Below are 18999 nucleotides of genomic sequence, written 5' to 3'. Positions count from 1 at the left end.
CTCGTCAGGCTCATAACCTGAAGGTCACAGGTTCAAATCCTGTCCCCGCAACCAAACTCAAAGCCCGCCAGTCCAAAAGGACGGCGGGCTTTTTGATTCTGGAGCCCGACCGGGCCTCCGCCAGCGTCCTTAGACCCGCCAATGCACCCTCGGGCTCGATCTCCAGACGCCCGTCCCCGGGCCGTGGCGCAGCGACCGGCCATGCTTGTTAAGGAGATCAGGCGCGCGGCAGGCTTCAGCTTCGGGGCGGTTCGGCCACGCAGCGGATACGCGACCCGGCACACGGCCGCTCAGCTCAGACTGAGGTCATCGTCGCTCTGGTGCCTTTGCGACTTGAAGCAGGCGAGCATCGCGTACCACTCGTAGCAGAAGGCGTTGCGCACGCATTGCTGCGCGGTGGCCTTGAATGCCTGGTTGTAGAAACCGCCTTCGTGGTCGATCCGGTACGTCGAGCTGTGCGAAACGAAGTGCGCCATCTCGTGGATGAGCGTGGTGAATGCGTCGTGGGCCTGGATGTAGTCCGACCCGTACCGCATATGCGCGATCTGGGCGTTCTTGTGCCACCAGCCCCCGAGCGGCGCGTCGGCGATGGCCTGGTGTCGGCCGTGCGCCCAATCGAGAAACTTCTGGTCCACGACCCGCAGGAACTCCCGCGTATGGTTCTTCTCGGCCGCCGGGGTGGTGAACGTATTCGCGACGATGACGTCCACCATGTGCGTGTAGACGAGCCTGACGCGCTTCAGGCGAGCCCTCACATGCTCGATCGTCATCTTGGGATCGACGACCTTGAAAACACGGTGGAAGGTCGGCAACTCCTCGAGGCGGACCTCCCAGTGGAGATACCCCTCGTACAGTGTCTTGCCGCGGTGGAGGTCCGCATAGGCGCGGCAGAGTTCCAGTTCCTCCATCGCGACATCGATCGCCTTGATCGTCTCGAAGATGCGGTGGCGTGTATACCAGAGGTAGGCGACGAACAGCTTCTTGGTGGCTTCGTCCACCCTCGCAACGGGCTGCGGCGCGGACGTTGCCGTCCTTGGCAGGACTGGTTCGTCGTTGCCGCTGGAAACCTCGATCAGCGCTTTCCACGTGTTCTTGTTTGGATCGATCCGTCCATCGGCGATCAGATGACGGTCGTGGCGCTGAAAATGAAGGATCGCGGCCTTCGTCTTCGGCCCGCATATTCCGTCGATCACCAGCGGTACGGTGGGCCCTCCACTTTCGACGTCGACACCGTTCAGCAGGGATTGGACCCTGCTGACATCCGGCGTCCTGTTACCGCCCCCCTCGCCGACTGACGCCGTTAGTCCCGCGCCTGCATCGCTGCGCTGCACCGCGCACGCGCTGCACCGGCCGCGGCCCCGTGCGAAGTAGGTCTGCATCATGGGTGTGACCTGCGAAACGGGTAGAAGAGCCTTCGGCCCTGTCGCGATGATTGTAGTCAAGACCCGTTTTCCCCGACAGCGCCGGGCCTCAAATCCGTTTGCGACCCGGCGGCGGACCGGGCTGCTGCGAGTGATCGCACCCCTGGACAGCCCTCCCGAGCGTGACGACACAGGCCGTCATACCGAAGGGCGGGCGACGACGGCCCTTTTGATGCCTGCCGGTTTTCCGCGCCGGGTTTGCCGATCGAGCGCTATTCCACGCGTGGCGTTGCCCAATTCGCGGATTTTGAGCGCGACGTTCCCCCTAGCCTGCTGAGAGACGCGGGAACGGGAAGGTTCGCCATGAAAATCAGCACCATCGTCCTGAAGGTTTGTGCCGCCGCTATCCTGGCCGCCATCTCTGTGCCGCATGCCAATGCGGCATCGGCAGCCGCGTGCGGTGATCTTTCTTCGCGCTATCCCGGGCTCAAGGGGAGGGAGGTCGTCGTCGGCATCTCTCCGGCACCGGCCAACTACTCGGCGACCGACCCGAAGAACCCCGCCAGCATCGTCGGCATCGAGCCCGACCTGCTGAAGGCGGCGGCCGACTGCCTCGGCTTCACCTTCACCTATTCGAAGCTCGACTTCGCCGGCCTCATCCCCGCGCTTCAGGCCGGGCGCGTGCACCTCATCGCAGCCGGCATGTATGCCTCCGACGAACGCGCCAAGCAGGCCGACTTCGTCGAGTACATGAAGGCGGGAGAGGCCTCGCTCGTGCAGGCCGGCAACCCAAAGAAGCTGAACAGCCTTGCCGACGTGTGCGACGTCACCGCCGCCCAGGTGGTCGGCACGGTCGAGAACGCCATTCTCGACAAGCAGAGTCAGGCCTGCCAGCAGAGCGGCAAGAAGCCGATTTCGCCGCTGCAGTTCCCCAGCATCGACCGGGCCTACAGCGCGCTGGCGCAGGGCCGCGCCGACATCGTCCTCACCGATGCGGGGGTGGCGTCCTACCTGGCCGCGACGACGCCCGACAAGGTGATGGTCGGCTTCGCCATTCCGACGGACTTCGTCTTCGGCTTCGCCGTCAACAAGAAGGACACGGAGTTGCGCGACGGGCTTCTCGCAAGCCTCAAGGCGCAGCACCAGGACGGCTCGATGCAGGCCAAGATGAAGACCTGGGGCTTTGCCGACAGCCAGGTCACCGAGCCAGCCGTCAAGACCCAGTGACGGCCTGAAGGCGCTCGCCCCGGAGCCTGCCATGACCGATTTCATGGACTATCTCGGCTCCGGCTATCTCTGGGGCGGCATTCTCATCGCCCTGCAGATCACGGCGGTCTCGATGACGCTGGCCCTCGTCATCGGGCTCGGCCTGGCGGTGATGCGGGAGAGCACCAACCCGCTCGTGAGGACGCCGGCTCTCCTCTACACGTGGTTCATCCGCGGCACCCCTCTGCTGCTGCAACTCGTCTTCCTCTACACGGCCCTGCCGTCGCTCGGGATCACGACCGGCCCGATCGCCACCGCGATCATCGGCTTCACGCTCAACGAGGCCGCCTTCGCCGGAGAGATCATCCGCGGCGGCATTCGCAGCGTGAACAGGACGCAGAAGACGGCAGCGGCCTCCCTGGGCATGGGGCCGATGCTCACGCTCCGGCGGATCGTCATGCCCCAGGCCCTGCGCGCGATCCTGCCCGCGCTCGGCAATGACGCGATCTCGATGCTGAAGTTCACCTCGCTCGCCTCGGTCATCGCGGTTGACGAGCTGACGCTGCGCAGCCAGACGATCGTCGCCCAGAACTTCAAGTTCTTCGAGGTGTTCTGTGCCGCCGGCGTCATGTACCTCGCCGCCACCACGGTTCTCGGCCTGATCCAGGGCCGCGTCGAAGAGGCCGTCAACACGGACACGCAAGGGACCGGAGCCGCGGGCTGGCGCCGCTGGCTCGGCTTCCCGCCGGCGCGCGAGCGGCAGCAGTCGCCAAATCCCGGCGGCCATCGTGGTGCAACGGCCGGAATGGAACCGTCGACCGGCGGCGGTACCGCCGAGGTCGTCGCCCGGCAAGCCGCGGCCGAGGGAGCGGGCGAGGAGGGCGTCTTCGTCGACTGCCGGAACGTGCGCAAGCGCTACGGCACGGTCGAGGTGCTGAAGGACGTGTCCCTGCAGGTCCGGCGCGGCGAGGTCGTCGTCCTGATGGGGCCGAGCGGCTCCGGCAAGAGCACGCTGCTGAAGCTGATCAACCACCTCGAATCCATCGATGGCGGGGAAGTCCTCGTCGGCGGCGAGCATGTCGGCTACCGCCGGGTCGACGGCCGGCTCCAGCCCGTCCGGGACCTGGCGCGGGCCAGGGCCAAGGCCCGCATCGGCATGGTGTTCCAGCACTTCAACCTGTTCGACCACCTGTCGGTGCTCGAGAACGTCGCCATCGCCCCCGTCGAGGTCTACCGCCAGGACAGGCCCGAGGCGGAGGCCCTGGCGACGGCCCTGCTGCGCGACGTCGGCCTCGGCAGCCACGTCCGGCACCTGCCCCACCGCCTGTCGGGCGGCCAGCAGCAGCGCGTGGCGATCGCCCGGGCGCTGGCGATCACGCCGCGCCTGATGCTGTTCGACGAGCCGACCTCCGCCCTCGATCCCGAACTCGTCGGGGAGGTGCTGCAAGTGATGCGCCGCCTCGCCGACGCCGGCATGACGATGATCGTGGTCACCCATGAAGTCCGCTTCGCCCGGGAAGTCGCCGACCGCGTGGTGTTCATGGCGGACGGCCGCGTCGTGGAGGAAGGGCCGCCCGAGGAGGTGCTCGTCCGCCCGCGCGAGGAGCGCACGCGCAAGTTCCTGAGCCATCTGGTCGAGGAGGCGGAAGCGGCATGACGGGCACAGGGTCTTCGCGGCGGAGCCAGGGCCTCTCCGTCGCCATCGTCGGTGCCGGCTTCGGCGGAATTGCCGCGGCCGCCGCGCTGTGGCGCGCTGGCCACTCCGATCTCACGATCTTCGAAGCGTCGCCGGGTGTTGGGGGGACGTGGTTCGACAACGTTTATCCCGGAGCGGCGACCGACGCCGCCTCCCACCTCTACAGCTATTCCTATGCGCCGCACGACTGGGGCCGGACTCATGTCGGGCACCAGCAGATCCGGCGCTACCTCGAGGATGTGGTCGACCGCCTCGACCTGCGCCGCCATTTGCGACTGTCGACGCGGGTGTCCGAGGTTACCTGGGACGAGGCGCGCCAGGGTTACGTGGTCTCCACCTCCGACGGAGCCAGCCGGTTCTTCAATGCCGTGGTGTCCGCGGTGGGCCTTTTCGCCAAGCCGCGCTGGCCGGACTGGCCGGGACTCGACCGGTTCGAGGGGCCGGTGGTCCACACCGCGCGGTGGAAGCCGGTTCCGCTTGCGGGCAAGCGGATCGCAGTCGTTGGAACCGGGTCGAGCGCCGCCCAGGTCGTCCCGGCGCTCGCGCCCGAGGTGGCACACCTGACCCTCTTCCAGCGCCAGCCCGGGTGGCTCCTGCCCAAGCAGGACCGCGACTTCTCGGCCTGGGAACGCGCCCTTCTGCGCGTCTGGCCGTTGCGCAAGCTTTACCGCCTGAAACTGTATCTGGCCCAGGAACGGCGCGAGTGGAACGGCGCGTTCTTCAAGCCGGGATCGCGGTCCAACACCGCTGCCCGCGACGCGGCGCTCGCGTATATCCGCGATGTCTTCGCGGACCGCCCCGACCTCGCCGCCGCCGTTACGCCGGACTACCCCTTCGCCGGCAAGCGAGCCGTGGTCAGCAGCGACTTCTTTCCCGCGCTGAAGCGGCCGAACGTGACGCTCGTGCCGCGTGCGGTCGCATCGTGCACGCCTGGCGGGTTGGTCGACGCCGCCGGTGTCGAGCACGCCGCCGACGCCATCGTCCTGTGCACGGGGTTCGAGGCCACGCAGTACCTGAGCAGCCTTCCCGTCCACGGCCGCAACGGCAAGTGGCTGGCGGATGTCTGGGCCGGTGAGCCGCAGGCGTTCCTGGGCCTCATGGTTCCGGGCTTTCCGAACTTCTTCATGCTCTACGGCCCGAACACGAATGGCGGCTTCATCATCTCCAATCTGGAGCGCCAGTCTGCATTCGTGGCTGCCGAGGTCTCGCGCCTGGACCGGCTCGGCCTGCCGCGGGTCGAGGTCAGCCAGGAGGCCACCGACCGCTACAATTCATGGCTGCAGACCCGCATGGCCGGGACGGCCTTTGCGGAAGGCCAGAACTATTTCAAGTCGTCCACCGGCCGAATCGTGACGCAGTGGCCGGACAACGCCACGCAGTATGCCTGGCGCCTGACGTCACTGCGGCGCTTCTCAAACTGGCGCGAGCCCGTGCCCGCGGGTGCGACGCAGCCGGCGCAGCCGGAGGCGCGCGACGCCACCGTCGAGGAAAGGGCCTGAGATGAGCGTGACTCCGCTCTTAGCTGTCGATCGGAACGGCAAGCCCGTATTTCACGCGGTCCATGACCACCATGGTCTGGAAGCGCCGGACATTCGGATTGTCGAAGAAGAAGCGGCGCGTGAACTCCTCGTAGTTCGCCATGCTCCTGGCGGTGACGATCAGGATGAAATCGGTCTCGCCGGTGACGTAGTAGCACTGCATCACCTCGGGCGTGGCGCGCATCGAGCGCTTGAATTCGTCCATCAGGTCGGGACGCTCCCGCTCGAGCGTGACCTGCACGATCATCATCAGGTGGCGGCCCAGCGTCTCGGGTGCCACCACGGCGACTTCCGATTCGATGATGCCCTCGTCCCGCAGCCGCTTCATGCGCCTGAGGCAGGCGGATGGAGAGAGGCCCGCGGCATCGCCGAGCTGGTCGGCGTTCAGCTGGTTGTTCGCCTGCACGGCTTTCAGCAGCCGGCGATCGAAGTCATCGAGGGGCATGCGGCTCCGGCCCGTTGCGTGGGGGACTGTCCAGCTAACGCGCTGGCACCGCCCAGGTTCAGCCCGGACCTCCAGTGGCCGCTTCAACTGTACGGGTGGAGGCAATCATGAGCGGCACGGGACTGCCCGGACTGCGCGGCATCGAGCATGTCGGCCTCACGGTCCCCGACCTCGAGGAGGCGATCAGATTTTTCTGCGACGTCCTCGGCTGCGAGTTCGTCTTCGACGGCGGCCGCTTCGCCGATCCGGACACGATGCGCGACAGGCTCGCCGTCTCGCCCGAGGCGAGCATGCGGTACTGCTTCCTGCGCTGCCCGCGCGGGCCGAACCTCGAGGTTTTCGAGTACGAGGCCCCGGACCAAAGACGCGAGGCGCCGCGCAACAGCGATGTGGGTGGCCACCACCTGGCCTTCTACGTGGACGATTTCCAGGCCGCTCTGGCTCACCTCCAGGCCCACGGCGTCCGGATCGCCGGCACTCCCGAAATGATCTCCGAGGGTCCGGCCGCAGGGTCGACATGGGTTTACTTCATGGCGCCGTGGGGCCTGCAGCTGGAACTCGTCTCCTACCCGGCCGGCAAGGGGCCGGAAGGCGGACCGGGACGCCGGCTCTGGACCCCCGCCTTTCCCGAGCGATGGCCGGACTGACCGCACGCGCAGCCTTGCCGCCCTGCCAATCTGAACCCCCGGCCGTGCCGTGCCGGAACGTCAGGACACTTCAATGCCCATTCCACGCTTTCAGGCCCGACACGTTCACAACGAGATGGCCGATCCGTCGCGACCCTACGGAGAAGAGGAGCGCCGGGTCCTCAGCCTGGCCGCACATCGCCGCGCACGCGACGAGATCGGCTCCTGGCCCGGCTACGCACCGACGCCGCTCGTCATGCTCGATGCACTTGCAAGCAGCCTCCGGGTCGCATCGGTGGCCTACAAGGACGAGGGCGAGCGCTTCGGTCTCGGCAGCTTCAAAGCGCTGGGCGGCGCCTATGCCGTGCTGTGCGCACTGCGGGACCGTTCTGCCGCCGCCCACACGGAGATCGGCTCGGGCTTGGCTTCTTCTCCTGTTGGTCTCCCTGGCATAACCGTCGCCGCCGCGACGGATGGCAATCATGGCCGCTCCGTTGCCTGGGGCGCGCGGCTCTTCGGCTGCAAGTGCATCATCTACTTGCACGAGCACGTCAGCATGGAACGTGAGAGGGAGATCGCGAAGTTCGGCGCCGAGATCGTGCGGGGGCCCGGGCAATATGACGAGTCTGTGCGCCGCTGCGCCGCCGATGCAGCCGAGCGCAACTGGGTGCTGGTGGCAGACACGTCCGACGATCCCGCCGCTGCGGTCCCCGCGCTCGTGATGCAGGGCTATACCCTCATCGCGCAGGAGATCCTCGACGCTGCCGGCGGCACGTTGCCGACACACGTCTTTGTCCAGGCTGGGGTCGGCGGCCTGGCGGCGGCGCTCGCCGCGCATTTCTGGGAGACGCTCGGACCCGACCGTCCGCGGCTGGTGGTGGTCGAGCCGGAGCGGGCCGACTGCGTCTTCCGCGCGGTCGCGAGCGGGCGGCCGGTTCCGATCGAGGGCGACACGGACACGTTCATGGCATGCCTTGCGGCCGGCGAGGTGTCCGCTCCCGCCTGGGTCGTGCTCCGCACCTCCATCGACGACGTGCTCGCCCTGCCGGATTCCGCCGCGGTCGAGACGATGCGGTTCCTGGCCGATCCGCTGGACGGCGACCCTCCGCTCGTGGCCGGTGAATCGGGGTGCGCCGCCATGGCCGGCCTCCTGGCGGCAGCGGCCGATGAGCGGCTGCGCACCGCCCTGCATCTCGACGACCGGTCGCGCGTCGTCGTCATCGGAAGCGAGTCCGACACGGATGCCGAGACCTACCAGCGGGTCGTCGGACGCAACTCCGATGCTGTCCGCCAAGGACGTCGAACGCCAAAGCGGGAGATGGCACGATGAGCGCGCAGCTTCTCGCCGGCCGCTCCGCCTTCGTCACCGGGGGCGCTCAGGGGATCGGCCTCGCCATCGCCGAGGCGTTCCTGCGCCAGGGCGCGCGCGTCACCATCGCCGACGTGCAGGAGAGCGCGCTGGCGGCGGCGTGCGCGGCGCTCGAAGGGCTCGGCCCCGTGCGCGGCGCTGTCGTCGACGTCACCGACGCGGCCGCCACCGAGACGGCCGCCGCCGAGGCCGACGCGGCGCAGGGCGGCGTGGATCTCGTCGTCGCCAATGCCGGGATCCTGCTGCTGGCGCCGGCCGTCGACATCGCCCCGGACGCGTGGCGACGGGTTCTGGACGTCAATCTGACCGGAGCCTTCCTCACCGCGACGGCCTTCGCCCGGCGCATGGTCGCTGGGCCGCGGCGGGGGCATATCATCTTCACCTCGTCGCTGTTCGGCCTGCGCGGCGGTGTCGAGAACGCTGCCTACTCGGCTTCGAAGTTCGGCATGCTCGGCCTGATGCAGTGCCTCGCCGCCGAGCTGGCCGGCAAGGGCATCTCCGTCAATGCGGTCTGTCCCGGCCAGATCGGCAGCGCCATGCTGGACCAGCTCTTCGAGGAGCGCGCCGTGCTTCAGGCCCGGCCGGCGGCGGACCTGAAGTCCGCCTTCGAAGCGCGGATCCCGCAACGCCGGCTCGGGACAGCTGCCGAGGTCGCCGACACCTATGTCTACCTCGCCTCCGATCTCGCCCGGTACGTGACGGGGCAGGCCATCACCGTGGACGGAGGGTGGCAGGTCGGATGACCCAAACTCCGCTGACCCACGAAGAGGTCGCCGGTGCAAGCGCTCTGGCCGAAGCGCAGCGGGAGCGTCTCGTAGAAATGTGCGCCGCCCTCGTCGAAGCCCGGAGCGACCAGCCGGTGGGCGACACGACGGGTCCGGCACGCGTCATCGCGGCCTACCTTGCCGAGAACGGCCTTGCTGCCGAGACGAGGGCGGCGGTGCCGGAGAAGCCGAACGTTCTCTGCCGCTTCGGCGAAAGTGGGCCCCACCTTGTCCTGAACGGGCATCTCGACACGCTGGCGCCGGGGGACGAGGCGGCGTGGAGCGTCCCTCCTTTCCGGCTGGGCCGTGGCGGTGGCCGGCTCACCGGGCTCGGCATCGGCAATATGAAGGCGGGCACGGCCGTCCTCGCCGTCGCCTTCGTCCTGCTGGCGCGAGACGCGAACCTGCGCGGGCGTGTCACCTTCACGGCCGTCGCCGACGAGGTCGTCTTCGGCCCGCATGGCACGCGGTGGCTGCTGGAACACGACCCGGATCTCCGCGGCGATGCCGTCATCAATGCCGAGGGGCCGGGCGAAATGGGCGTCGCCCTCGCCGAAAAGGGCCTGATGTGGGTGGCGTTGACGGCCGAGAGCCCGCCCGGCCAGGGCATGCTCACGACGGAGCGGTCGAGCGCAATGGCCCGCCTCGCGCGGGCTCTTGCAGAGATCGACGGGTGGAATGCGTGGCGTGCCGAAGCTCCCGCCGCCATCGCTGCCGTGGAGGCCCATGCCGGCGAGCACGGGTTGCGCCTCTCCGCCAATATCGGGCGCATCGGGGGCGGCGATTTCGTCAGCCAGGTGGCGACCCGGGTGGAGGCCGAGATCGACTTCCGGATCCCTCCCGGCCTGACGATGGCAGACGTGTCCGGCCGGCTCGACGCACTCGTCGCGGCCGCTCCCGGCCTGTCGTGGCGGCTGATCAAGGGATGGGATCCGAACTGGTCGTCGCCGGAGAGCCCGCCTGTCGCCGCCGTTCTGCAGGCGTGCCGGGCCGTGCGGGGCGAGGCGCGACCCGTGGTCCGGCTCCCCGCGAGCGACGCGTCGCGTTGGCGCGCCCTCGGCGTGCCGGCCGTCTGCTTCGGGCCCCAGCCGACGCTCGCTGCGGGCGTCGACGACTACGTCAATGAGCAGGACGTGGTCGATTGCCTCGCCGTCACGCTCCTTGCAGCGCGATCGCTGCTGGGGCGGAAGGCCGAGGAGGAGGTGACATGAGCGCGCCCCTGGTGGCCGATTCCTACTCGTCCCGGATCAGGCCGGTGCTGGCTGGATCGCGTGGAGCGATCGCCGCAGCCCACCCGCTGGCCACCGCAGCAGGACAGGAGATCCTGTGCGACGGCGGGTCTGCAGTCGATGCCGTGGTCGCCGCGCAGGCTGTCCTGTCGGTCGTCTCGCCGGATGCCTGCGGGCTCGGTGGGGATGGCTTCTTCCTGGTGCGCACATCCGACGGCACGACGACGGCGATCAACGGCGCCGGGGCATCCCCGCGGGGTTTCGCCGGGCCCGCGTCGGACGGCGGCGCGAGCGTCACCACGCCGGGCATCGTCGACGCGTGGGACCAGATGACGGAGCGCTGGGGGCGGCTGCCGCTGCATCGCATCCTCGCTCCGGCAGTGCGCCTCGCGCGCGGCGGCATGCTGGTCACGCCGGGGCTGGCCAGGGCGGTCGAGGCTCAGCGCAACCGGCTCGTTCGCGGAGGGGCCGCGGACTGGAGCCTCGTGGCGGCGGAGCCCGGCGGGCGCGTGGTCCAGCTCGAGCTCGCCAATCTGCTGGACCGGATCGCAAAGGAGCGCGCCGCCGCCTTCTATTTCGGGGCGATGGCGGACGCGGTGGCGGATGCGGTGGCCCGGAACGGGGGAACGCTCGACCGCGCCGACCTCGCCGCTCACCACACCGTCTTCGCCCACCCGGTTGAGATCGCCTGGAGGGGGATGCGGGTCATGGTGCAACCGCCCCAGTCCCAGGGCATCCTGCTGGCGATGGCGTTGAAGGCGATGGACGAGCGGCCTGCGGGCAGCGATGCGGACCATGCCGGGGTCGAGCTCACCGAGGCGGCATTCCGCTGCCGCGATCGCGTTGCCGAAGGGGCCTCGCTGCTGGACGAGCCGCTTGGCTTCGATCCGGAGCGCGCGGGGCGGCGCGGAGGACCGCGCGCCTACCTGCACACGGCCGGCGTGGCAGCCGCCGACCGCCATGGCATGACGGTGTCTTCGCTGGCCAGCGTGTTCGACGATTTCGGCTCCGGCGTTTTCGTCCCACAGGGCGGCTTCGTCCTGAACAACCGGTGCGGGGGCTTCACGGCCGGGCTCAACGAGCCCGCTCCCGCCAAGCGGCCGGTGCACACACTGGCTCCGGTCCTGCTGGAGACCCCGGCGGGCCCGATCGGCCTGTCCACGCCAGGCGCCGACGGACAGGTTCAGACCCTGCTCCAGGTGCTCACGGCGGTCTTCGAGCGCGGCGACGATCTGGCGACGGCGATCGCTCGCCCGCGCTGGCGCAGCGAGGACGGGACGCTGCTGATGGAGAGCGACCACCCATTGCAGGAGGGGCTGCGCGGGCGTGGACACCGCGTCGAGCCGATGCCGCCCGGACACATGAAATTCGGCTCGGTGGTCGCAGCGGGAGTGATCGACGGCGCCCCCGTCGCCGTGTCGGACTGGCGGCGCGAGGCCTGGTCGGGGGTGGCCTGAGCGCGGCGTCGCGGCGGGTGAGGGTCGCCCCGCACGAAACGTCGCTGCCGGATCAGGCGAGTTCTGCAGCTGCGGCGAGGACCTCCGGGACGATCATCTGCACGTCCTCCTCCCGTGTCCTGTGGTTCACGAAGCAGGCTCTCAGCGCGAACTGGCCGTGAATGGTCGCGTTCGAGAGATAGACGTTCCCGCGGGCGATGAGCCTGCGCAGGAGGGCTTCGTTGTCCCGGTGCCTGTGCCTGAAGCACACCGCACTCAGCGGGACGCCGGCCAACACTTCCAGGTCGGGCTGGGACTGGACGAGCCGATGGAGAAGCCGGGCGTGATCGAGATCACGGGCAATCGCCTCCCGGAACGCGCGGCGCCCGTGGTACTGCAGCGAGAACCACAGCTTCAGGGCCCGGAAGCGGCGCGAGAGTTCCATGCTCTCGTCGAAGAACGAGAAGATCTCGGTCGGATCCGTGTTGAACGTCTTCACGTAGTCAGCGCTCTGCGAGAAGGCCCGCCTCGCCGCGCCGGGATCACGATAGAGCAGGCACCCGCAATCCAGCGGCTGGTAGAGCCATTTATGGGCATCGAGCGACAGGGAGTCGGCGCGTTCCATGCCCTCGAACTGCTCGGGCACCGCCAGCGCGGCCAAGGCCCCGAACGCACCGTCGACATGCATCCAGGTGTTCTCCCGCTCAGCGATGTCTGCGATCGCCGGCAAAGGATCGATAGCGCCAGTGGCGACGCTGCCGGCCGTCGCGACGATCGCCAGTGGATGGCGTCCCGCGCTCCGGTCGGCCGCGATCGCCCGTTCGAGGGCGGCGACGTCCATCCCGAAACTGCCGTCTACCGGGATCAGGCGAACGTTGTTCCGCCCGATTCCGAGGAGCGCAGCCGCCTTGACGATCGAGAAATGGGCCTGCTCGGACACGTAGATCGCGCCCGGCTCACGAACTCCGGTCTCGTTGGCCGGCAGCTTCGCTTCACGGGCCAGGGCGAGCCCCATCAGGTTGGCGGCTGATCCTCCTCCGCAGAGCGAGCCCCGGAAGCCGCCGCACCCGACAGCCTCGGCGAGCCACGTGACGACGCTCTGCTCGACGGACACGGCGGCCGGGGCGGATCGCCACGCCGTTGCGTTCTGGTTCAGCACGGATGCCAGGAAGTCACCGGCGGCTCCAACAGGCTCCCCGGAGCCGACCACGTAGCCGAAGAAGCGGCCTCCTGCCGGCCGAGAATGCGCGGCGATCTCCTTGAAGTCGTCGAGGACCGCTTTGCCCAGCCCTTCCTCCAGCCACGGCCTTGTGAAGAGCCCCGCGGTCTGGGATCCGCTGGTCTGGGGGTAGGACGGCAGTGCGGGCAGGCTGGCCCAGTATCGCTTGGCGAGGTCGGCTGCAGTCTCGACCAGCAGGGCGAGTTCATTCTCTGAAATATCCAGACCGCGCATGGCGCCCTCGCAAAAAAATTCGCGGGAAATGATGCGCTCTTTTCCGGTCATACGCGACCTGCGGCCCCTGGCAGGTCACCCGCGACGCAAATTCCGGGCCTGCAGCGATGCAGGGCCTGAATGGCTGCGTCCCTCGACAGGGGTTGAAACGGCCTAAGTAGATGATAATTTCTATGTACTACTAGATTACTCGGAAAGCAGGATTCATGGCCCTTCGTCACGTTCTTCAACGCCGGCAGGTTCTGGCTGCCTTCGCCGCTGCCGGGCTTCTCGCCGCCGGCACGGCTGCGCAGGCCGCGTCCACGAACTCCGTCACGGTCGGCATCATGAGCGGCGAGGACGAGGATGTCTGGAAGGTCGTCGCCGCCGAGGCTGCGAAGAACGGCCTCACGGTCAAGACGGTCGTCTTCTCAGACTACACACAGCCCAACGAGGCACTGGAGCGCGGCGAACTGGATGCCAACGCTTTCCAGCACCAGCCCTACCTCGACAACCAGATCAGCACGCGCGGCTACAAGATCGTGCCCGTGGGCTTCACGGCGATCTGGCCGATCGGCCTCTACTCCAAAAGACACAAGTCGGTCGCCGACCTGCCGAAGGGAGCCGTGATCGGCGTTCCCAACGACCCCTCGAACGAAGGCCGGGCGCTGCGGGTTCTCGAAGGGGAGGGCCTGATCAAGCTCAGGGACGGTACCGGGATCCTCGCCACCGCTATCGACATCAGCGACAACCCCCGCGGCGTCACCGTCAAGGAACTCGATGCCGGCATCGTGGGGCGCGCGATCGACGATCTCGACGCCGCCGTCGTCAACACCGACTGGGCGCTCAAGGCGGGCCTGAACCCCGCCACGGACCGCATCGCGCAGGAACCGCTTGCCAACAATCCCTACCGCAACTTCATCGCGGTGAAACAGGACCGGCAGGCCGAGCCGTGGGTGAAGACCCTCGTCGCCGCCTACCAGAACGACGCTGTGAAAGCCGAACTCGCCCGCGTCTACAAGGGCGCCGGACTGCCCGCCTGGTGAGGTGCGGCGGAGGTGTGCGGGCGCTGCCATCCCTTCTCCCGGCGCCCGCGCACCTGCTCCTTGCGCGCCTCCCTCGTTCAGGATTTCCCATGACCCGCGACACCGCTCCGCTTCGCCGGCGGGGCACACCCACTTCAGCAGCCGAAATTACCGGCCAACCCGTCGTCTGGCTCGACAGGGTGAGCCGGCGCTTCGGCACCGTCGCGGCGCTGGACGATGTGTCGCTGGAAGTCGCGCGCGGCGAGATCGTGGGCATCATCGGCCGCAGCGGTGCGGGCAAGTCGACGCTGATCCGCTGCATCAACGGACTGGAACGGCCGGACACGGGCGACGTGCGCGTGGACGGGCGCAGCATCGCCCGGCTGGACGAGCGCGACCTTCAGCCGGTGCGCCGGCGCATCGGGATGATCTTCCAGCACTTCAACCTGTTGGCCGCCAAGACGGTGGCCGACAACGTGGCCTTGCCCCTGAAGATCGGCGGCGTGCCGAAGGCCGACCGCGCCAGGCGCGTGACGGAGCTACTGGAGCTGACCGGCCTGGGCGACAAGGCCGATGCCTACCCGGCCCAGCTCTCGGGCGGCCAGAAGCAGCGGGTCGGCATTGCCCGCGCGCTCGCGGCTGATCCGACGCTCCTGCTCTGCGACGAGGCCACGTCCGCGCTCGATCCGGAAACGACGGCGCAGATCCTCGACCTGCTTCTCGACATCAACCGGCGGTTCGGCCTCACCATTGTCCTGATCACCCACGAGATGGAGGTGGTGCGGCGCATCGGCGACACGGTCGTCGTTCTGGAGGCTGGCCGCGTCGTCGAGCAGGGCCCCGTCGCCGACGTATTCGTGCGCCCGCGCGCCGCCATCACCCGCAGCTTCCTGCAGTCGGTCAGGCCGCAGCTGCCCGAGACACTGCGCGCCGCCCTGCGGCCGGACGGTGACGGCGACGCGCTGATCGAGGTGAGCCTCGCCGGTGACGATGCCCTGCGCCCCCTGATCGCGGATCTTGCCCTGGCGACGGGCGTCACCGCCGGCCTCGTGCATGGCGGGGTCGGAGACGTGCGCGGTGTCCCGATAGCGACGCTGTTCCTCTCGGTGCCCGCCCAACAGGCCGATCGCCTCGACGCAACCCTCGCCTATATTCGCCCCCGCTCGGCCGAAGTCGCTCTGCTCGGGCGCCTTCCCGCCCTCGTCCGCCACGCTCCGGAGCTCGCCGATGTCCGCCGCGCTTCTTGACCTTCTCCTGCGCTCGCTTGGCGAGACGGTGATCATGACGGCCGCGTCCGGCCTCATCTCGCTGGCGGTCGGGCTGCCGCTGGGGCTGCTGCTCGTGGCGACGGACAAGGGCGGCATCCGCGAGAACCTGGCCGTCAACCGCGTCGTCGGTGCGGTCGTCAACGGCTTCCGCTCCGTGCCCTTTATCATCCTGCTGGTGGCACTGATCCCGCTGACGCGGCTGATTGTGGGCACGTCCATCGGCACTGCTGCGGCCATCGTGCCGCTCTCCATTGCGGCGATCCCCTACTACGCCCGCATCGCCGAGGTCTCGCTGCGGGAGGTTCCGCCCGGGCTGGTCGAGGCGGCCCGGGCCATGGGCGCCAGCCGCTGGACCATCGTGCGCGAGGTGCTGGTGCCCGAGGCGATGCCGGGTCTCGTCTCCGGCTTCACGGTCACGCTCGTCACCCTCATCGGCGCGTCGGCCATGGCAGGGGCCGTCGGGGCCGGCGGGCTCGGCGATCTCGCCATCCGCTATGGCTACCAGCGGTTCGAGACGACCGTGATGATCACTGTCGTCGCGGTGCTGGTCGTGCTGGTGTGCGGCCTGCAATGGATCGGCGACCTCGCGGTCCGAAAGCTCGACCACCGCTGATGGCGGCGATCGACGCCAGCCCAGCGTTCCCCTCGCGAACGGCAGGCGACGCAGCAAGGAGACGGTCGAGCCAACCCAAGGCCGAAGGCTCCGTTCCATGGAAAGCCTCGCCTGTGTGCAATGCAGGAATTAACTAACGCGCGGCAAGCGTTGAGCTGATGTTTTCATCACGCTCAACCTTCAGCTGTGAGGTATGCTCCGCGCCGAGAACGGTTCAACGTCTCCGCTGAGGCTCCAGCCCTGTCCAGCGATACGGCGCGCCGGCCGTTACGGCCCTCGTTCAGTTCACGTTCGGCGCGGCGCTGTGCCTGCCAGCAGGGCTGATCCTGGAGCGATCCGGGCTGGACGCGTTCGGGGCCGCCGGGCTGGAGCTGTTCATTCTCGGCGTGTTCTCCACGGCCGCCGCCTTCGGTCTGCAGACCTATGCCCAGCGGCACACGCCCGCCAGCCACGCCGCAGTGATCGTGAGCGCGGAAAGCATTTTCGGCGCGGCCGGCGCCTTACTCCTGCTGTCCGAACGGACCTCGGCCGAGGGGATCGCAGGTGCCGCGCTCATCATCGCCGCAATCGTGCTGATTTCGCTCCGGCCGGGGCGGCCGAACCGCATCGTTCCACCTCGTCCGGCCGGGTGAGTTTCCGGCGATAACTCCTTCGCGCATTCCCTGCCGGCCAGTACCTCGCGCGCTAACGCCAGATCAGGGTCGCGGCCGTGAGGCCGGCGAGAACCACGATCGCTGCCGAGAGCCTCCAGGTAAGCACAAGCTGCCGCTTGCGTTCTCGTTCGCTCGCTCCCGGATCGCGACGTGGGCCTTCGTGCGGCTGCATCATCCGGCTCCTTGTGTCGCTGCCCTTCGTGCGGCTTCAGCCTGCAGCTTGTGCGACGGTGTTGGCGCGCGGCAGGGCGGCGAGGCCGGCGAACGGGATGAGGCGGCGCTCGGCCTCGTCCCAGAGCACCAGCTTCACGCATCCCAGGCTTTCCCTGAGGGTCAGCCGGCCGAGGTCGTTGAGCTCGGGATGATCGCGCAAAACCTCCGGGAGCCTGTAGAACGGGATGCGGCTGCTGAGATGGTGCACGTGGTGAGCGCCGATATTGGCGGAGAACCAGCGCAGCACGGGAGGCAGGACGTAGTGCGAGGACCCGTGCAGGGCAGCGTCGGCGTGGCTCCACTCCCCCGTCCGCTCCCAGCTCGTGTCCTCGAACTGGTGCTGCACGTAGAAGAGCCAGACGCCAGCAGACGCCGCGAGCACCGCCACGGGCAGGTGCAGCATCAGGAAGGTCGAGAGCCCCATCGCCCATATGGCGACCAGCGCCACCACGGCTATGGCGAGGTTGGTTCCCATGGCGCTCACCCAGGGAGCGACGCCGTGGCCGCGCATGAGCCCCACCGGGAGGCGATGCTGCAGGAGAAAGAGATAGGCCGGCCCGATCCCGAACATGACGAGCGGATGCCGGTACGCCCGATAGAGCAGTCGGCCCCATGTCGAGCGCGAGCGGTATTCCTCGACCGTCAGCGTCGTGATGTCGCCGATGCCGCGCTGGTCCAGATTGCCGGAAGACGCGTGGTGAAGGCTGTGGGACCGCCGCCACGCTCCGAACGGCGTCAGCGTCAAAACACCGATCATGCGCCCTGCCCATGTGTTGGCAGCGCGGTTGCCGAAGAAGGCGTCGTGACTGCAATCGTGCTGGATCATGAACAGCCGAACAAGGAACGCGGCGGTCGGGATCGCGAGCAGCAGGCTCAGCCAGTATCCGGCCTCCAGCGCCATCCACATCGCCACCCAGAGCGCGACGAACGGGCCGAGCGTGCAAACGAGTTCGACGAGGCTCTGGGCGAGCCGGGGCTTGCGATAGGGGGCGAGAACCGCCGGCCAGGGCTTGGCTGGCGGCGGGGTCGTCTGGCTGGCATGCAACATCGGCAACCGATTCTGGCGAGAGGACTGGAGGGAAGGCCTGCTGCCGTGGTCGGAACAGCCGCGAGCGAAACGAGGGACGATAACGGCACGACCGGGCCGGTGTGGGCCGGCCCTCTTGGCTGGCGCGTGCCGTCGCTGGCCTTTGCTCCATCATGAACCATAGAATGGTGCCAGCTGCCAATCGAAAATATTCGGCATCTTTCCTTTATGAATCTATCTTGGAATGTCTGCGCCTATTCGTCGGATCCATTTGCCTCGCCATGAATTCATGACAGAGGAGGCGAGTTGCCAAAATATTTTCTCAGCGTTCGCATGGGCGGCGTCGGTATCGATGACCTTGTCGGCGAAGCCTTCGACGACACCGAGGCCGCTCTCGCCTGCGCCGAAGCCAGCGCTCACGAGATGATCCGCGAAGCCTTGTCGCTTGGCGTCGGGCCGCGCAAGGGCTGCATCATCGTTTCCGACGAGGCCGGCGAGGTCCTTGGCACCGTTTCGTTCTCCAGCAGCGTCACCATTCTCCGGTCGGCGGTCTGAACGGCGCCGGGCAGCGGGCGAGTCACGCGGGCCGAAGCTTGCGCTCAGTGCCGCCGCCAGGTCTGTGAACGACCGAGCAGGGGCGTTCCGATATAGCCGCGCACATCGAGCGTGCGTCCGTCCGCCGAGAGCCGCATCCGGGCGGTGTACTCCTTGCCGTTCTTGGGATCGGTGATGGTTCCCCCCGTATACTCGTCTCCGTCCCGGCGCATGTTCTCGATGATCCTGAGCCCGACGATCTTGGCGCCCTTCTTCGCGCCGCTGCATTTCTCGCAGGTCTCGGGCACGGGATCCTTGCGGGGAAGAACCTTGCTGATGACCCCGTCGATGACGCCATTGCGGTCTGTGATGGTGATCAGGGCGCCGACAGTTCCGTCCTCGTCCACCTGTTCCCACACACCGTCGACTGGATCGGCCGCATGCGCCTGCGGCAAACCCCAGAGCGCACCCAGTGCCAGCCCGATTGCGACGATCCCGGCCAAGCGAATCATGACGTCATCTCCTCGCGAATGACGAGCAGGCCTACCGTTTCACGCGCCGGCA

17 protein-coding genes and 1 pseudogene are annotated in these 18999 nt (G+C 68.2%); 13 read left to right on the top strand and 5 right to left on the bottom strand.

Annotation, left to right across the window (positions count from 1 at the left end; genetic code table 11):
- Positions 1–290: 290 nt before the first annotated feature.
- Entirely contained in the window at positions 291–1382 is a 1092-nt protein-coding gene (locus AC5JCN_RS26390) for a peptidoglycan-binding domain-containing protein (protein WP_495758127.1), read from the bottom strand.
- 342 nt (positions 1383–1724) lie between these two features.
- Here AC5JCN_RS26390 and AC5JCN_RS26385 point away from each other — a divergent pair, with 342 nt between their 5' ends.
- From AC5JCN_RS26385 to AC5JCN_RS26375, 3 genes are read left to right on the top strand one after another with little or no spacing between them, the layout of a single operon-like run.
- Positions 1725–2588 (top strand): ABC transporter substrate-binding protein, encoded by an 864-nt coding sequence (locus AC5JCN_RS26385; RefSeq protein WP_495758126.1) that lies wholly within the window; start codon positions 1725–1727, stop codon positions 2586–2588.
- Between the two features lie 31 nt (positions 2589–2619).
- A complete protein-coding gene (locus tag AC5JCN_RS26380) occupies positions 2620–4224 on the top strand; it encodes an amino acid ABC transporter permease/ATP-binding protein (protein ID WP_495758125.1) in 1605 nt (534 codons plus the stop codon).
- Positions 4221–5762, top strand: a complete 1542-nt coding sequence (locus AC5JCN_RS26375) for a flavin-containing monooxygenase (protein ID WP_495758124.1) — start codon at positions 4221–4223, stop codon at positions 5760–5762. Before AC5JCN_RS26380 ends, AC5JCN_RS26375 begins: the two co-directional genes overlap by 4 nt.
- Positions 5763–5781: 19 nt before the next feature.
- On the opposite strand, the gene AC5JCN_RS26370 is transcribed toward AC5JCN_RS26375, so the two are convergent.
- A complete protein-coding gene (locus AC5JCN_RS26370; RefSeq protein WP_495758123.1) occupies positions 5782–6246 on the bottom strand; it encodes an Lrp/AsnC family transcriptional regulator in 465 nt (154 codons plus the stop codon).
- A 107-nt stretch (positions 6247–6353) separates the two neighbouring features.
- Here AC5JCN_RS26370 and AC5JCN_RS26365 point away from each other — a divergent pair, with 107 nt between their 5' ends.
- The 5 genes from AC5JCN_RS26365 (at position 6354) to AC5JCN_RS26345 (ending at position 11691) form a co-directional block, all read left to right on the top strand.
- A complete protein-coding gene (locus tag AC5JCN_RS26365; RefSeq protein ID WP_495758122.1) occupies positions 6354–6893 on the top strand; it encodes a VOC family protein in 540 nt (179 codons plus the stop codon).
- A gap of 73 nt (positions 6894–6966) precedes the next feature.
- Positions 6967–8202, top strand: coding sequence for a diaminopropionate ammonia-lyase (locus AC5JCN_RS26360; protein ID WP_495758121.1), 1236 nt, complete (start codon positions 6967–6969; stop codon positions 8200–8202).
- Positions 8199–8984, top strand: coding sequence for an SDR family NAD(P)-dependent oxidoreductase (locus tag AC5JCN_RS26355; RefSeq protein ID WP_495758120.1), 786 nt, complete (start codon positions 8199–8201; stop codon positions 8982–8984). The genes AC5JCN_RS26360 and AC5JCN_RS26355 overlap by 4 nt, the downstream gene beginning before the upstream one ends.
- On the top strand, positions 8981–10216 hold the full coding sequence (locus tag AC5JCN_RS26350) for a M20/M25/M40 family metallo-hydrolase (RefSeq protein WP_495758119.1): 1236 nt from the start codon (positions 8981–8983) through the stop codon (positions 10214–10216). The genes AC5JCN_RS26355 and AC5JCN_RS26350 overlap by 4 nt, the downstream gene beginning before the upstream one ends.
- The gene (locus tag AC5JCN_RS26345; RefSeq protein WP_495758118.1) at positions 10213–11691 is read left to right on the top strand and encodes a gamma-glutamyltransferase; all 1479 of its coding nucleotides are present in this window, start codon (positions 10213–10215) and stop codon (positions 11689–11691) included. Before AC5JCN_RS26350 ends, AC5JCN_RS26345 begins: the two co-directional genes overlap by 4 nt.
- A 52-nt stretch (positions 11692–11743) precedes the next feature.
- Here the strand turns inward: AC5JCN_RS26345 and AC5JCN_RS26340 are convergent, their stop codons facing one another.
- Positions 11744–13123, bottom strand: a complete 1380-nt coding sequence (locus AC5JCN_RS26340; protein ID WP_495758117.1) for a pyridoxal phosphate-dependent decarboxylase family protein — start codon at positions 13121–13123, stop codon at positions 11744–11746.
- Between the two features lie 206 nt (positions 13124–13329).
- Between AC5JCN_RS26340 and AC5JCN_RS26335 the strand changes: the two genes are divergently transcribed.
- The 4 genes and pseudogenes from AC5JCN_RS26335 to AC5JCN_RS26320 all read left to right on the top strand — a co-directional run.
- Positions 13330–14148 carry a MetQ/NlpA family ABC transporter substrate-binding protein gene (locus AC5JCN_RS26335; RefSeq protein ID WP_495758116.1) on the top strand — a complete coding sequence of 273 codons (819 nt, stop codon included), beginning with the start codon at positions 13330–13332 and terminating at the stop codon, positions 14146–14148.
- Positions 14149–14237: 89 nt separating this feature from the next.
- The gene (locus tag AC5JCN_RS26330) at positions 14238–15374 is read left to right on the top strand and encodes a methionine ABC transporter ATP-binding protein (RefSeq protein WP_495758115.1); all 1137 of its coding nucleotides are present in this window, start codon (positions 14238–14240) and stop codon (positions 15372–15374) included.
- Positions 15355–16008: a methionine ABC transporter permease gene (locus tag AC5JCN_RS26325; protein ID WP_495758114.1), complete on the top strand. Its 654-nt coding sequence runs from the start codon at positions 15355–15357 to the stop codon at positions 16006–16008. Before AC5JCN_RS26330 ends, AC5JCN_RS26325 begins: the two co-directional genes overlap by 20 nt.
- Before the next feature lie 269 nt (positions 16009–16277).
- Positions 16278–16640: pseudogene (locus AC5JCN_RS26320) on the top strand (EamA family transporter); the annotation flags it as partial.
- Between the two features lie 229 nt (positions 16641–16869).
- On the opposite strand, the gene AC5JCN_RS26315 reads toward AC5JCN_RS26320, so the two are convergent.
- Positions 16870–17922, bottom strand: coding sequence for a fatty acid desaturase (locus AC5JCN_RS26315; protein WP_495758113.1), 1053 nt, complete (start codon positions 17920–17922; stop codon positions 16870–16872).
- 285 nt (positions 17923–18207) lie between these two features.
- Here AC5JCN_RS26315 and AC5JCN_RS26310 point away from each other — a divergent pair, with 285 nt between their 5' ends.
- Positions 18208–18456, top strand: a complete 249-nt coding sequence (locus AC5JCN_RS26310; RefSeq protein WP_495758112.1) for a DUF6894 family protein — start codon at positions 18208–18210, stop codon at positions 18454–18456.
- A gap of 44 nt (positions 18457–18500) precedes the next feature.
- On the opposite strand, the gene AC5JCN_RS26305 is transcribed toward AC5JCN_RS26310, so the two are convergent.
- Complete coding sequence (locus tag AC5JCN_RS26305; RefSeq protein WP_495758111.1) at positions 18501–18947, bottom strand: DUF2147 domain-containing protein; 447 nt, start codon at positions 18945–18947, stop codon at positions 18501–18503.
- Between the last annotated feature and the right edge of the window lie 52 nt (positions 18948–18999).

The sequence above is a fragment of the Alsobacter sp. genome, from assembly GCF_059501845.1.
Note: the sequence above shows the minus strand (reverse complement) of the source record. Positions and strands in the feature narration are given on the sequence as shown.